This window comes from Clostridioides sp. LIBA-6622, assembly GCF_056716095.1.
The window spans coordinates 1,865,021-1,878,683 of sequence record NZ_CP196998.1 but is presented as its reverse complement, the minus strand read 5'-3'; the positions used below and the strand labels follow the sequence as shown (position 1 = coordinate 1,878,683).

Genomic DNA, 13,663 nt, shown 5'->3' with positions numbered 1-13,663 from the left:
CCAATATTAGTTCTCAGCCAAATCTAATTCTCTGTAAAATTCCTTTATGCTACTTTCTTCTTCTACGAATCTATAATATTTATTTATAGTTAATTTATGATTTATATAATAATATATATGCAATATTTTGTCAACTCAAAAAGTAAATTACTTGTATTTTTTAGTTTTATATGTAAATTTTTATATTATTACTATATTTATATAATGTATTTTTTTAAATTTCATCAAAATTTATATTATTTATACTTTATTATTTATAAATTTACAACATAATCAATCAGTATAAAACAATTAATTTTTATATAAAATACAATTCTAAATATATAAACAAAATATTGCATCTTAAAAATTAAAAATTAAAAAGCTATGATTTTACATTCATAGCTTAATACAATTAATATTTTAATTTACCAATAAAATATTTAATTAATGTTTTTATAAAATTAATCATTATATTTTAAAATATATACTTACATATTAAATAGTCTTTTCATTAAATCATATATCATATATATCATTATATTTTAATAGTAATTTTACTAGATTATATCTATTGAATCATCTACATGTATAATTCCTTCTTTTAGAACCTTCACAAAAATTCCTTCTCGTGGCATTACACAGTCTCCAGTTAATTTCTTAATTTCACATCCGTTATGACACTTTTTACCAATTTGAGTCACCTCAACTTCACATTTACCAATTCTTAGTTTTGTCCCAACAGGTAAAGAAAATACTTCTATTCCTTCTGTAGTTATATTCTCAGCAAAATCTCCATATTTTAATTGGTCAAAACCTTTCATCTTCATTTTATCTATGCTTTCTTTTCCAAGTAAGCTTATTTGACGATGCCAATTTCCTGCATGTGCATCTCCAACTATTCCATGATTTATTTTTAATTCTGCACATTGTACAGGAACTTTAATTACACCCTTTTTTTCACTTATATTTATTGATACTACCTTAGCCATATTTCCTCCAAATTTTCACCCATATATTATTAATTACTCAAACTTAAAGTCTCCCGATTTTCCACCATTTTTCTCTACAAGATGTATATTATTTATAACCATTTTTTTATCAACTGCTTTACACATATCATAAATTGTAAGAGCTGCTAAAGAACATGCACTTAAAGCTTCCATTTCCACTCCAGTCTTTCCTAGAGATTTGCAAGTTGCATATATCCTAATAGCAGATGCAGAGTCATCTATATCAAACTCCAAGTCACAACCTACTAATTTTATCTGATGGCACATTGGTATATTTGAAGATGTATTTTTAGCTCCCATTATACCTGCAACCTGAGCTACAGATAGTACATCTCCTTTTTTTATCTGACCATTTTTTACTTTATCTAAAGCTTCTCTACTAAGAGTAATTGTAGCTGTTGCTATAGCAGTTCTTTTAGTATCATCTTTCTCACTTATATCTACCATCTTGGCATACCCTTTTTCATTTATATGCGTTAACATTACTTATCCTCCAATTTCATACATACGTCTATTTGTATCACTACATTTATTTTCTATTAAATGATGCTTTTCTGGCTTCTGTTTTATTATATCTTTCATTGATTCCCTAAATAACAATGGTTTATGTAAAAATGGTTTTATATCTATTTCTTCCTTTGAATGTAGACACAATTTTATCGCACCGCTAGAAGTAAGTCTAATACGATTACATGTATTGCAAAATGAACAACTTAATGGAGTTATAATTCCTATTCTTCCTTTAGCTCCCTTAAACATATAATATTCTGCTGTACTTTTTTCTTCATTTTTAACTTTATATAGTCCATATATTTTTTCAACCATTTCTTTTATATTAAAATAACCCTTTTTATAAACTCTATTAGCTTCACCTAATGGCATAAGCTCTATAAATCTTACATCAATTGGTGATTTAACAGTTAAAAACATAAAATCTTTAAGCTCATCATCATTGAATCCACTTATAGCAACACAGTTTAATTTTACTTTTATCCCTAAATTTAAACAAGATTCAATCGATTTTAAGACATCTTTTAGATTTCCGCCTCTTGTTACAGATTTATACTTATATTCTTTCAAAGAGTCTAAACTTATATTAACTTTATTTAAACCACATTTTTCAAGCTCAGATATTCTATCAGAAAGTCCAATAGCATTAGTTGTCATTCCAATATTATTTATTCCACATTCTTCTTTTGTAAATTTTATAAGCTCATTCAATTTAGGATATAAAAGAGGCTCTCCCCCAGTAAATCTAACCTTGGTTATTCCTTGTTCTGACATAGCCTTTATAATGAATTTATAATCTTCAAAACTTAGATTTTCATTTATATAATTTTTATCAAATTTTACATCTGGTGGCATACAATAGACACACCTTAAATTACACTTATCTGTAAGTGAAATACGTAGGTAGTCTATTTTTCTTCCATAATTATCAATCATACTCTATCTACCTCTTTGTCTATTTTTTATCTATCTAGATTATATACTATTTACTTTTTTTAGTGGCACATTCTGTAGCTTCTCCTCTTAAAATTTCTATGCCATGGTCTAAAACATCAATTATAAAACTTAAATTTTCAACTGCACCTTTGGGACTTCCAGGTAAATTTATTATTATAGAATTATTTCTTATTCCACTTACACCTCTACTTAATATAGCTTTTTTGGTGATTTCTGTAGATTTCATTCGCATATATTCACTCAGACCAGGTATCTCTTTTTCTAATATCTCCTTAGTTGCTTCTGGAGTTATATCTCTTTTTGAAAAACCAGTTCCACCATTAGTAAGAATTAAATCTATTTTATTACTATCACAAAGTTTTATAATATTTTCCTTTAACATTTCCTTATCATCTTTAATCAATACATATTCAATAACTTTATAATCTCCTGTATTTTCAACAAATTCAGTTAGTTTTTTCCCTGTTATATCTTCTCTTTTTCCTTCATATCCTTTATCGCTAAGTGTTATAATTGCGACATTAAACATATAATTTCACCCCTTTATACATTAACTAAACCCTTATAAATAAAAACATCATTTAATAAAGCTCATTCTATGTTATTTCCATTTTTCTCAACAATATAACATATTATATCTACATTTCTTATCATATAACTTAATAGTACATACATTTTTATTATTCCAACGTTCACAAAATAAAAAATATTAACTTATAACTATTCCAAATATAAAACCAGTATATATGTAATCTATTTAACAAATGTACAACTATTTTAAATTTCTATAACTATTATAACATTGTCCATATTTTTTCTACTAATAAATTTTTTTAAGTCTACACCATATATTATATAATATAATTTTATTTATTTATATAACATCATCCCATTTTATTATCTTAACGATTAAAATTCTTTCTTATATTAATTTTTTCAAATAAAAAAAGACATCCATAAAATTTTTAAAAGATGCCTCTTTTTAACTATTTATATCTTATTTTTCAAATTCATTCTTATCATCTTCTAAAATAACTGCTGTTCCATAAGCAAGCATTTCTGCTGCACCTTGCATAACTGAAGCTGAAGATAGTCTAAATGCTATTATTGCATTTGCACCTTTTGCTTCTGCATCTTCAACCATTCTACCTATAGCAATTTGTCTTGCTTCAGTAAGCATTTCATTATATCCTGTAAGCTCTCCTCCAACAAGATTTTTAAAGCTTGCTCCTATATCTTTCCCAACATGTTTTGCTCTTATTGTACTGCCTCTAACTAGTCCTAGAACTTCTGATATTTTTTTGCCTTCGACTTTTTCTGTAGTAACTATTAACATAATATATCAACTCCTTTATATCTTATTTAATATATTATATCATGTAACTTATAACTTTTTTAGCAAATATTGTAACTTAATGTTTCATTAATTAATCTATACTATAAAATAATTTGTTTGGTTAACTACTTATATCTCTTATTATTTAGTTAACTCATCATGTAAGTTTAAATTATATTCTACATTCAATTTTAAATCTTTAATCTTTTTAATCATCATTTCACTAAAGCTTCCTTTTTCAAACCATATGTTTTGTATATCTAAAAGTTCTACTTCTTCTAAAATTACATCCATCTTAGATTGTTTATCAATAATGGCCACAACATCAATATTGTGTGGTACATCTTTTAAACACTCATACACATCTATACCTTCAATAGGTTTCTTTTCTTCATCTATAGCAACAACTTTGTACATATTCTTTTTAAGTTCATCTAATATTTTATATGCTTTACTTCCTTCATCGCTATTATTTAATATTACTGCCCAAGAATCGCATTTAAGTAAATTCATAAACTCTCCTCCATATAAATCCTACTCTATTTTATAACCATAGCTAATTAAACTCCAGTTAATTTTTTGTACTCATTAACAGTATTTACATTTAAAAATAAATTTTCATCATCAAAGTATATATAGCTTTTATCTATTTTGTCTATAAGGCTTCTGAGCTTTAAATCCTTTCCCTCTATACATAAGGATACCTTATTTATTATACTCTTTTTATACCCAGAACACAATGGTTGTAACTTACCATTTGTCACTGAAATCACACTTTTATCATCCATTTCATTAGCTATTCTTTCTACTGTTTCACTATTTAGATATGGCATATCACATGCAACTATAACTATGTCATACTTTGCATATTCAAGAGCAGTATATATTCCTCCAATTGGACCAACATTTTTTATTATATCATTATAAACTTTAATATCATATTTAGAATATAATTCTTCATTATTAGATATTATTATTACTTCATCAAAATTTTTAAATACTTCTATTGCAATTTCAATAAAAGGCTTCTCATCTAATTCTAGAAAAGCTTTATCTCTTCCCATTCTAGAATTTTTTCCACCTGCTAAAATTACACCTGTTTTCTCTATACAAATCTCCTCCTCATAAAATACTTTCTAAATTTATATTTATGCGTATTTGAAAAATGGCGCATTAGCGCCATTTTAACATTGATTGATTACTCAAATATTTGAATAATTTTTTCTTTAAATGCATTCATAAGCTTTTCTTTTTCTTCTAAATATTCACTATAGCATTCATATTCTCTACATATACAATTTATAATTTCACTTGATGTAAAGTTTATTTTTTCAAGATTGTAGTTATACAAAATTTCAACACTATCAACTTCACTTATGCTATTGAATATACATTCATACATATCTTCAATTATAAATTGACTATTTTCTTCAAATTGACATAAAAGTTGTTCTCTATTTTCTTCAAGTAGTACATTTTCTTTTATAAACTCCACAAAGTTTTCAAAGTCTTCTGTATTGTTACATGGCTCTATTTCAAATAATATTCTAAAAAATAGATTCCATGGAAATTCCGTATTTAATCTACTTCTAAAGTGATTTCCTAGGTCTTTACAAAATTTATCATCAAATGTCGGTTCTCTTTCAAATTCTATTTGCTCGTTAAAATCTATGTCTTTATTTACAATCTCATTTAATCTTGCAAATTCATCAAGCATAAAATTACCTAAAACCTCATCACTTATATCCTGTTTATTAAAAGAATAACTCAATATAGTCTCACATGGTTTTTTAAAATCCACAACGAAACCTATACTTTTGTTCATTTTTTCAGAAAAAGCATCGTATACTAATTTCGCAAATAGTTTTTCAATTTCTTTTTTACTTACTTTCATATTAAAAGACTTTCCTGAATGAAAGTTTTTGTAAATGCTTAAAAGCTGATTATCAATCATAGTAAGATTATTCTTTATAGAGTCCATCATATCCTTTATAAATTTATCAGCAAGTAAATATGTGTTATTTTTATAAATTATTTTATGTTCAATTTCACTCCAAAACACATTTACAAGAGATTTAATTTGAAGCTCAAATTTTACTTCTCTATCTAAATATGCAAAAACTCCATCTATTTTATATATTTCAAATCCATTTTTTTGTTTATTAGGTTGCCTTTCAGACAATTTTAATTTAATGTTCTTATTCTCTTTATTATAATAGTTTATTTTGTCATCTGTTTTATTAAAATATCTTCTTAGAAGTCTATATATTTTGTTTTCATCCTCAATAAATCTACATTCAATTCTCAAACCTATTAGGTCAGAAACATTGTGAATAAGATTACTTGCTTCCCCATATTTTTTCAAATATCTATTTCTAATTATCTTTTCCCTTAAACTTGATTCTGATTTTATTCGAGAGGTTACATTTATATATTCTTGATTCTTTTCATCCAAGATATTTTCAAAATACTCTTCTATTTCATCTGATATAGTTTCTAATGTTGGAGACATTGTCCTCAACATATCAATAGACTCTTCAATAAAATCAAATTCTTTTAATCCCATAAATTTTTACACTCCTATATTTAATAACTGTTAGCTATTTCAGTTCTTTATATTTGATTACACTCTTATTTTAACATTTTTTCCTACTATAAGTAAGTATTCTCCAAAAACCTTCATATATATTTCAAATTAGAATTAACTTATTTAATTTTTTGACTTTTAATTTAATTTTATTTAGCTTATTTGATATATAAAATAAGAGTAAATAGATTAAATGTATACAATTTAAGAGATTGAAGTAGAAAATATAAGCTTACTAGGATATTTTGTCATTTATTATATAAAAAATAAATTGCCACTAAATTATTTTTAGTGGCAATTTATTGAAAATCATACTTTGGGATATTTTGTTTTTGAGTATTTTACATAATCTCTAAATATATTAAACTAAATTATTTTTAATTAAAATCCTATATATATACCTATTGTTAAAAAAACTAGAGATACAGCTGTCAAAATCAACAATATAGGCATTATAAATCTCACCCATTTTGAAAAAGGAATATGAGCTACTGCAAGTGCTCCCATCAATACTCCTGAAGTTGGAGTTATAAAGTTTGTAAGACCAACCCCAAATTGGTAAGCAGTTACTATTACCTGAGCAGATATATTAACCAAATCACCAAGAGGAGCAAGTACAGGTACTGTAAGTGAAGCAAGACCTGAAGATGATGGAATTAAAAATGCCAATGCAGCTTCCAAGAAGAAAGATAAATATACAAATATAACTTTTGGAAGACCGCCTAAAAAAGCTGCTGCGGAATTTAATATAGTATCTATTATAAATCCATTTTGAGCAATTATTACGATTCCACGAGCTAATGCTATGGCAAGAGCGGCTGATGCTAAATCTTTAGCTCCATCTATAAAACTTTCTGAAATTTCAATTTGAGATAATCTACCAACCAAGCCAGAAAGTACACCTATAGCAGCAAAACACATTGATATTTCTGGAATATACCATCCTTGACTTAAGACACCCCAAATCATTATTGCCATACCTATTCCAAAGATAGCAAGAACAGATACTTCTTTAAAAGTAAATTCTTTTATTTCTGTTGAAGTTTGATTAAGTATTGACTTATTATTTTTATCTATTTCATATACTATTGAACTTTCAGGATTTTCTTTAACTTTCTTAGCATAATACATGACAAATGCTATACTTATTAATATATAAGCTATAAAAATAACTACTCTATATGCTACTCCTGAACCTGGAGCAAGTTGAGCCAATGCCTGTGCAATACCAACCGAGAATGGATTTATTGTTGAAGCTGCAGCTCCTGCTGCTGCTCCTATAAACACAATTGCTATGGCGGTTAGAGAATCATATCCCAAGGATGTCATAAGCGGAACAAATATCATATAAAATGGTAATGTCTCTTCTGCCATCCCAAATGTAGTACCTCCAAGACCAAATAAAATCATTGATATTGGAATTATAAGAAGTTCTTTTCCTTTAAACTTAGATATAACTGATGCTATTCCTGCTTCTATAGCCCCAGTTCTATTTACAATACCAAAAGCACCTCCAACTATTAAGACAAATCCTACAACTTCTGCTGAATCAATAAAACCTTCTATCGGTGCTTTAAAAACATCTGCAAACCCTTGAGGATTACTTTCTACACTTTGGTAAGTTCCTGGTACAACTACCATTCTGCCTTCTACATCTTCTCTACTAAATTCACCACTTGGTACTATCCAAGTTAATATTGCCATTAAGACTATTAGTAAAAATATTATTGTAAAAGTGTGTGGTATAATAAATCGTTTCTTTTTACTGTCAGTCATTATAATGTCCTCCATACTTTACTAAATTTTAAATCTTTTAGGATATTGTTTAATCTCTCTGACTAAAGTTTTCCCTTTTTACAATTTTTTATTAGCAAAGATATAAAATAAAAAAGTTATCTTTTAAATTTTAAAAGATAACTTTTTTATTTTTTTAATTAAGGATTCCATATACTATTTTAATAATTCAACTTTTTCATTATAATTTGAGATTGTTTTTTTAATATCTTTAGATTTCATTATAGTTGACATTACAGCAAAATCATCACAATATTTTAATGTTTCTTTGACATTAGATGGTAAAATTCCTCCTAGTGCAACTATCTTAATATCAGTAATCTTCTTGGCTTCTTTTAAAAGTTCAATCCCTTTTGGATATAAACCTTCTTTACACTTAGTTTCATATATATGTGATAAGGTTATGTAATCTATTTTTATATTTTTATTTCTTATCAATTTTTCTAAATATTCTACTTCTTCTATCTGATGCAAAGATAATCCTAATACCTTCTCTTTATTAAAACTGTAATTATTTTCAAGTAAATCCAAGAATACTCTAAAAGGAAGATGAATCCCTTGGCAATCTGTTTTTTCAAAAAATTCAATATTACTATTTATTATAAAGTTAACATTAAGTTTATTACTACTTTCTTTCTGATTTGTATTAATCTTAAATCTTTCATTCGATATTTGTTCTTGAAAATCTATACAATTGATTTTGGTTTTTATTTTCATATATAATTTATTTAGTTCTTCATATTCTAAATCTTTTTCTCTTATTATAATGTTTTTTATACCACTCAATATAGACTCTTTAATAACATCTAAATACTTTTCTTCACTACATAATAATTTTCTATTTGTTATCAAATACATCTAAAATCTTTCCCAATCTTTAAATACATGTTGATATCCAATTGAGTTTAACATCTTCTCTACATCTGCAACAGTGCTCTCATCATTTATCTTAAATTGAGCAGTATCATGCTCGTCCTGAGAATGTCCTCCTACATCAGTGGATACACCTGCACTCAATTTAGTTACTCCTAAAGGTATTATATGACTTCTCATTTCCAAATTTTCCCTAGTTGATATATTTATTGCCGCATGTGGGTCAAACAATCTCATACATATCATAGCTTGAACCAAATCAGTATCACTTATATCTACTAATTCTTCAAAACAACCTTTAAAAGGTCTCATTCTTGGTGTTGAATATGAAAGCTCAATATGAGGATATTTTGTTTTTAAATATTTCCCATGCAATATTGTAAAAAAAGTTTCTTTTCTAAAATCATTCAGCCCTAAAAGTGCACCTATTGATAAAGTTCTCATCCCTGCTTTCGCCCCTCTTTCAGGAGCATCTAACCTAAATTTATAATTTGCTTTTGGACCTTTTACATGCACTTTTTTGTATATTTCCTCGTCATAAGTTTCCTGATATACTGTTAAACCTTCAACACCTTTATCTACAATATACTTATATTCTTCTACTTCCATTGGATAGACTTCTATACCTATAGATGGAAATTTCTCTCTTAGTATTTCTATAGCTTCGCCTATATATTCCACACTTGAATGAAAACTACTTTCTCCAGTCAAAACAAGTAAATGTTTAAAACCTTCTCTTGAAATTACATTTCCCTCTTCTCTAATTTCATCCATAGTTAATTTTTTTCTTTTTATTCCACTTTTTATATTATAACTACAGTAAACACATTGATTAACACAGTAATTTGCTATATACATTGGTGTATATAAACATACTGTTTTTCCAAAATATTGAACGCTTAATTTGTGTGCTCTCTGTGCCATCGCTTCTAAATGTTTTACAGCCGTTTTAGAAAGCAAATTTAATATATCAAAATCTTCAAGCTTGTCCTTTGATAGACTTCTTAAAACATCATTATCAGTAACATTATTTAAATATCCATCAAAATCAAAATCTCTATATTTTTCTATTACATCATAAAAACTCATCACCAATCACCACTTTCTATAAATTGCCTAAAAAACCTGTTAAAGGAGAAGATGCATTTGCAAATTCTGATACACTTCCTGTTTTTGCGAGATATGCTTCTCTTCCACCCTCTACAGCTAGTTTGAATGCTCTAGCCATCTTTACAGGATTTCCTGCTGAAGCTATTGCAGTGTTAACAAGTACAGCATCGGCTCCCATTTCCATAGCTTCCATAGCTTGAGATGGTTTACCAATACCTGCATCCACTATTATTGGTATATCTAATTCATCTATCATTATTCTTATCATTTCTTTCATTTGAAGACCTCTATTTGAACCAATTGGAGCTCCAAGAGGCATAACTGCTGCTGCATTAGCTTCTATAAGTCTTCTTCCAGCATAAAGGTCTGGTGTCATATATGGAAGAACTATAAATCCTTCATCTGCAAGTATCTTTGTCGCTTTTATAGTTTCTTCATTATCAGGAAGTAAATATCTAGTATCTGATATTACTTCTATTTTTATAAAATCTCCACAACCCATTTTTCTAGATATTCTAGCTATTCTTACTGCTTCTTCTGCATTAGTGGCTCCTGATGTATTTGGAAGTATTGTCATTTCTTTTGGAATATATGTTAATATATTTTCTTGTTTATTATCTAAATCCACTCTTCTAAGTGCCATTGTTATTATCTCGCTGCCACTTTCTTTTATTACTTCAGGCAATATATTATTTGAACCATATTTGCCTGTCCCCACCAACAATCTGCTATTAAATTCATGTCCACCAAGTACCAATTTATCCATATTATTTCCCTCCATATATAATTTTTTTAATATTCAATCTTTTTATCATTTAATTTTAGTCTTTACATATCTATAAGTATTTGTGTTGCCAAATTTGCCATGTGATTTGCACAGATAGCTACCCTTGGAGCCATTAGACCTTCACCAATTTTAGCTTCATTTACAAAATCACCACATATATAAAACTTGTCTTTTATCTTCTTAGTAGTTATTATATTTGAATCATAGTAGCCTGCCATACCTGATGATGCTATTAGATATTTATCTTTTAAATTTATTAGTACATAATTACAAACCTGTGCCTTACATGAAGCATCATCAAAGGCTTCAATTATCAAATCTGAATTTTTAATAGCATCCATATTATGTTTATTTAAAAAAACATCTCGTTTCTTTAGTTTTATAAAAGGATTTATTTTTTTTATATTTTCTATCATAGCATCAGTTTTTAATTTTCCAATATCATCTATAAAATACTGCTGTCTATTTAAATTGGATGGTTCTACAACATCATAGTCTATAAGTAAAAGTTCTCCTACTCCAATTCTTGCTAAAGAGATAGCTATATTGGACCCAAGCCCCCCTAAGCCCAATATAGCAACCTTCCCTTTTTTTAACTTATTGTGTATATTTGGAGTATGCCTAGCAATCAACAAGCTTTCCAACTCATCAAATGAAGGCTTTACTCCCTTTTGTATAAGTGTTAATTTATCATTCTCACAAAGGGGAATATCTGTTTTAATGGGATATCCATTTAACACTAGTACATCACATTTATGATTGTAACCATCTCTAACTTTGTAGGCAGTTGTATTCTCTTCAACATCTGTTAATAATTCATTTACAAATATTTTTATTTTAACCACCTCCAATAAAGCTAATAAGTTCTATAATGTCTTCATCTTTCAATATATATGTACTGTAGTTAGATTCTTCAATTATTTCTAAATTTACTTCAACTACAACTCTATCGCTCTTTAAATTATATTTATTTAGTAAATCTATTATAGTCAAATCTTCTTTAAATTCAATGTCTTTACCATTAACCTTCACTAAATCACCTCCTCTTGTTAAATTTACTTTATTCTAATCACAAATTATATTAAATTAAGTTCCTCATTGTTTAATATTTTTTTAACTGTTCTCATTGAACACATTTTTCCGCACATAGTACAGCTATCTTCATGAGTAGGAGTTGATTCATCTCTATATCTCTTAGCTTTTTCAGGGTCTATTGCAAGTCTAAACATCTCACACCAATCTAAATCAGCTCTGGCTTTACTCATCTTATTATCCCATTCACGAGCACCTTTAACATTTTTAGCTATGTCTCCTGCATGAGCAGCTATTTTCGCAGCTATTATACCTTCTTTCATGTCATCTAAATTAGGTAATCTTAAGTGCTCTGCTGGAGTTACATAACATAAAAAGTCTACTCCTTTAGCACATGCCAAAGCTCCTCCTATTGCACTTGTTATATGGTCATAACCTGGTGCTATATCTGTGACTAATGGTCCAAGAACATAAAAAGGTGCTCCATGACATAATCTTTTTTCTAATACTACATTTGCTTCTATTTCATCAATAGCCATATGACCAGGTCCTTCTATCATTACTTGTACATTTCTCTCCCATGCTCTTTTAGTAAGCTCACCTAGTACTACAAGCTCCTGAATTTGAACACCATCAGTAGAATCTTTTATACAACCAGGTCTACAAGCATCTCCTAAGCTCAATGTAACATCGTATTCCTCACATATATCCAATATTTTATCAAAATTAGTATAAATAGGATTTTCCTTATTATTTAATTCCATCCATGCAAATAATAGAGAACCTCCACGAGATACTATATGAGTCAATCTTTCATGATTTTTTATTTTTTGACAAACACTTCTTGTAAGACCTGCATGTATAGTAATAAAATCCACTCCATCAATAGCATGCTGTTTTATTACATTTAAAAATTCTTCTTCTGTTATATCTTTTAATTCTTTTTCTAAATATCCCACTGCATCATACATAGGTACTGAACCTATCATTGCAGGTGACATTTCAACTACTTTTTCTCTAAATTCTCTAGTTTTACCATAGTTGCTTAAATCCATTATAGCTTCAGCTTTCATGTCTATCGCTACTTTAACTTTTTCAAGTTCTTTTTCTATATTCTTACAATCTCTTGAAATTCCTAGATTTACATTTATTTTTGTTCTTAAATTTTTACCTACACCTTCTGCACTTAAAGAGTTATGATTTTTATTAGCAGGTATAACAACTTGTCCATTTGCTATTAATTCTCTTAGTTCATTTACATCTACTTGCTCTTTTTGAGAAACGATTTCCATTTCTTTAGTTATTATGCCTTTTCTAGCAGCATCCATTTGTGTTGTATAATTCATATTACAATCCTCCAAGATTAAAGTTATAGTTTTTGAAAATAAAAAAAGTGCTTTTCCTTGTTTGGAAAGCACTCTTATAATCATATATACACTTAGACAAATTTCCCCTAACATTAAATAATTTATCTATTTATGTAACAAAATTATATTAAAAGCTTCCCTTCGCAAGCATTATCTTGATCAGGTTATTAGGGTTTGTAAGTTACGGCTTTATCTCTCAGCTAGCCAATTCTAGCGCCCCTAGCTCTAAATTTTTCATTATTTTTACAAATTCAGTATAACACAGCAAAAATATTAGTTCAACACAATAATACAAATTTTATTTTTGAATATGTTAAA

15 protein-coding genes, 1 riboswitch and 1 other annotated feature (1 of these 17 only partly in view) are annotated in these 13,663 nt (G+C 27.6%); all 15 genes read right to left on the bottom strand.

Going from position 1 to position 13,663, the window contains the following annotated elements:
• Positions 1-74: a binding site (T-box leader), on the bottom strand; it reaches 138 nt to the left of the window's first position.
• 465 nt (positions 75-539) lie between these two features.
• The 15 genes from ACTG47_RS09090 to thiC all read right to left on the bottom strand — a co-directional run bounded on the left by ACTG47_RS09090 (position 540) and on the right by thiC (position 13,324).
• Positions 540-971 carry an MOSC domain-containing protein gene (locus ACTG47_RS09090; RefSeq protein ID WP_169470223.1) on the bottom strand — a complete coding sequence of 144 codons (432 nt, stop codon included), beginning with the start codon at positions 969-971 and terminating at the stop codon, positions 540-542.
• Between the two features lie 33 nt (positions 972-1,004).
• Positions 1,005-1,475: a cyclic pyranopterin monophosphate synthase MoaC gene (moaC, locus tag ACTG47_RS09085; RefSeq protein ID WP_479926911.1), complete on the bottom strand. Its 471-nt coding sequence runs from the start codon at positions 1,473-1,475 to the stop codon at positions 1,005-1,007.
• 3 nt (positions 1,476-1,478) lie between these two features.
• Positions 1,479-2,438: a GTP 3',8-cyclase MoaA gene (gene moaA, locus ACTG47_RS09080; RefSeq protein ID WP_479926910.1), complete on the bottom strand. Its 960-nt coding sequence runs from the start codon at positions 2,436-2,438 to the stop codon at positions 1,479-1,481.
• 46 nt (positions 2,439-2,484) lie between these two features.
• The gene (locus ACTG47_RS09075; RefSeq protein ID WP_169470220.1) at positions 2,485-2,988 is read right to left on the bottom strand and encodes a MogA/MoaB family molybdenum cofactor biosynthesis protein; all 504 of its coding nucleotides are present in this window, start codon (positions 2,986-2,988) and stop codon (positions 2,485-2,487) included.
• A gap of 468 nt (positions 2,989-3,456) precedes the next feature.
• A complete protein-coding gene (locus ACTG47_RS09070; RefSeq protein WP_169470219.1) occupies positions 3,457-3,795 on the bottom strand; it encodes a heavy metal-binding domain-containing protein in 339 nt (112 codons plus the stop codon).
• A gap of 141 nt (positions 3,796-3,936) precedes the next feature.
• Positions 3,937-4,308, bottom strand: a complete 372-nt coding sequence (locus tag ACTG47_RS09065) for a CoA-binding protein (protein WP_169470218.1) — start codon at positions 4,306-4,308, stop codon at positions 3,937-3,939.
• Positions 4,309-4,355: 47 nt separating this feature from the next.
• Positions 4,356-4,859: a molybdenum cofactor guanylyltransferase gene (locus tag ACTG47_RS09060; protein WP_479926909.1), complete on the bottom strand. Its 504-nt coding sequence runs from the start codon at positions 4,857-4,859 to the stop codon at positions 4,356-4,358.
• A gap of 134 nt (positions 4,860-4,993) precedes the next feature.
• On the bottom strand, positions 4,994-6,361 hold the full coding sequence (locus ACTG47_RS09055; RefSeq protein ID WP_169470217.1) for a nucleotidyltransferase family protein: 1,368 nt from the start codon (positions 6,359-6,361) through the stop codon (positions 4,994-4,996).
• Positions 6,362-6,763: 402 nt separating this feature from the next.
• Positions 6,764-8,158 (bottom strand): YfcC family protein, encoded by a 1,395-nt coding sequence (locus ACTG47_RS09050; protein WP_021384495.1) that lies wholly within the window; start codon positions 8,156-8,158, stop codon positions 6,764-6,766.
• Between the two features lie 174 nt (positions 8,159-8,332).
• A complete protein-coding gene (locus ACTG47_RS09045; protein WP_479926908.1) occupies positions 8,333-9,034 on the bottom strand; it encodes a thiamine phosphate synthase in 702 nt (233 codons plus the stop codon).
• The gene (gene thiH / locus ACTG47_RS09040; protein WP_479926907.1) at positions 9,035-10,138 is read right to left on the bottom strand and encodes a 2-iminoacetate synthase ThiH; all 1,104 of its coding nucleotides are present in this window, start codon (positions 10,136-10,138) and stop codon (positions 9,035-9,037) included.
• Between the two features lie 16 nt (positions 10,139-10,154).
• Complete coding sequence (locus ACTG47_RS09035) at positions 10,155-10,925, bottom strand: thiazole synthase (RefSeq protein ID WP_169470214.1); 771 nt, start codon at positions 10,923-10,925, stop codon at positions 10,155-10,157.
• 62 nt (positions 10,926-10,987) lie between these two features.
• Positions 10,988-11,791: a thiamine biosynthesis protein ThiF gene (gene thiF, locus ACTG47_RS09030; protein ID WP_479926906.1), complete on the bottom strand. Its 804-nt coding sequence runs from the start codon at positions 11,789-11,791 to the stop codon at positions 10,988-10,990.
• Positions 11,784-11,978, bottom strand: coding sequence for a sulfur carrier protein ThiS (gene thiS / locus ACTG47_RS09025; protein WP_479926905.1), 195 nt, complete (start codon positions 11,976-11,978; stop codon positions 11,784-11,786). The genes thiF and thiS overlap by 8 nt, the downstream gene beginning before the upstream one ends.
• A gap of 44 nt (positions 11,979-12,022) precedes the next feature.
• On the bottom strand, positions 12,023-13,324 hold the full coding sequence (gene thiC, locus ACTG47_RS09020; protein ID WP_479926904.1) for a phosphomethylpyrimidine synthase ThiC: 1,302 nt from the start codon (positions 13,322-13,324) through the stop codon (positions 12,023-12,025).
• Between the two features lie 140 nt (positions 13,325-13,464).
• Positions 13,465-13,576, bottom strand: a riboswitch (TPP riboswitch).
• Positions 13,577-13,663 lie beyond the last annotated feature (87 nt).

Coding starts and splice junctions, on each gene's coding strand:
- thiH (WP_479926907.1), bottom strand. CDS start 10,138: ATGAGTTTTTATGATGTAATAGAAAAATATAGAGATTTTGATTTTGAT.
- ACTG47_RS09035 (WP_169470214.1), bottom strand. CDS start 10,925: ATGGATAAATTGGTACTTGGTGGACATGAATTTAATAGCAGATTGTTG.
- ACTG47_RS09045 (WP_479926908.1), bottom strand. CDS start 9,034: ATGTATTTGATAACAAATAGAAAATTATTATGTAGTGAAGAAAAGTAT.
- ACTG47_RS09075 (WP_169470220.1), bottom strand. CDS start 2,988: ATGTTTAATGTCGCAATTATAACACTTAGCGATAAAGGATATGAAGGA.
- moaC (WP_479926911.1), bottom strand. CDS start 1,475: ATGTTAACGCATATAAATGAAAAAGGGTATGCCAAGATGGTAGATATA.
- ACTG47_RS09050 (WP_021384495.1), bottom strand. CDS start 8,158: ATGACTGACAGTAAAAAGAAACGATTTATTATACCACACACTTTTACA.
- ACTG47_RS09065 (WP_169470218.1), bottom strand. CDS start 4,308: ATGAATTTACTTAAATGCGATTCTTGGGCAGTAATATTAAATAATAGC.
- ACTG47_RS09055 (WP_169470217.1), bottom strand. CDS start 6,361: ATGGGATTAAAAGAATTTGATTTTATTGAAGAGTCTATTGATATGTTG.
- ACTG47_RS09060 (WP_479926909.1), bottom strand. CDS start 4,859: ATGGGAAGAGATAAAGCTTTTCTAGAATTAGATGAGAAGCCTTTTATT.
- ACTG47_RS09090 (WP_169470223.1), bottom strand. CDS start 971: ATGGCTAAGGTAGTATCAATAAATATAAGTGAAAAAAAGGGTGTAATT.
- moaA (WP_479926910.1), bottom strand. CDS start 2,438: ATGATTGATAATTATGGAAGAAAAATAGACTACCTACGTATTTCACTT.
- ACTG47_RS09070 (WP_169470219.1), bottom strand. CDS start 3,795: ATGTTAATAGTTACTACAGAAAAAGTCGAAGGCAAAAAAATATCAGAA.
- thiC (WP_479926904.1), bottom strand. CDS start 13,324: ATGAATTATACAACACAAATGGATGCTGCTAGAAAAGGCATAATAACT.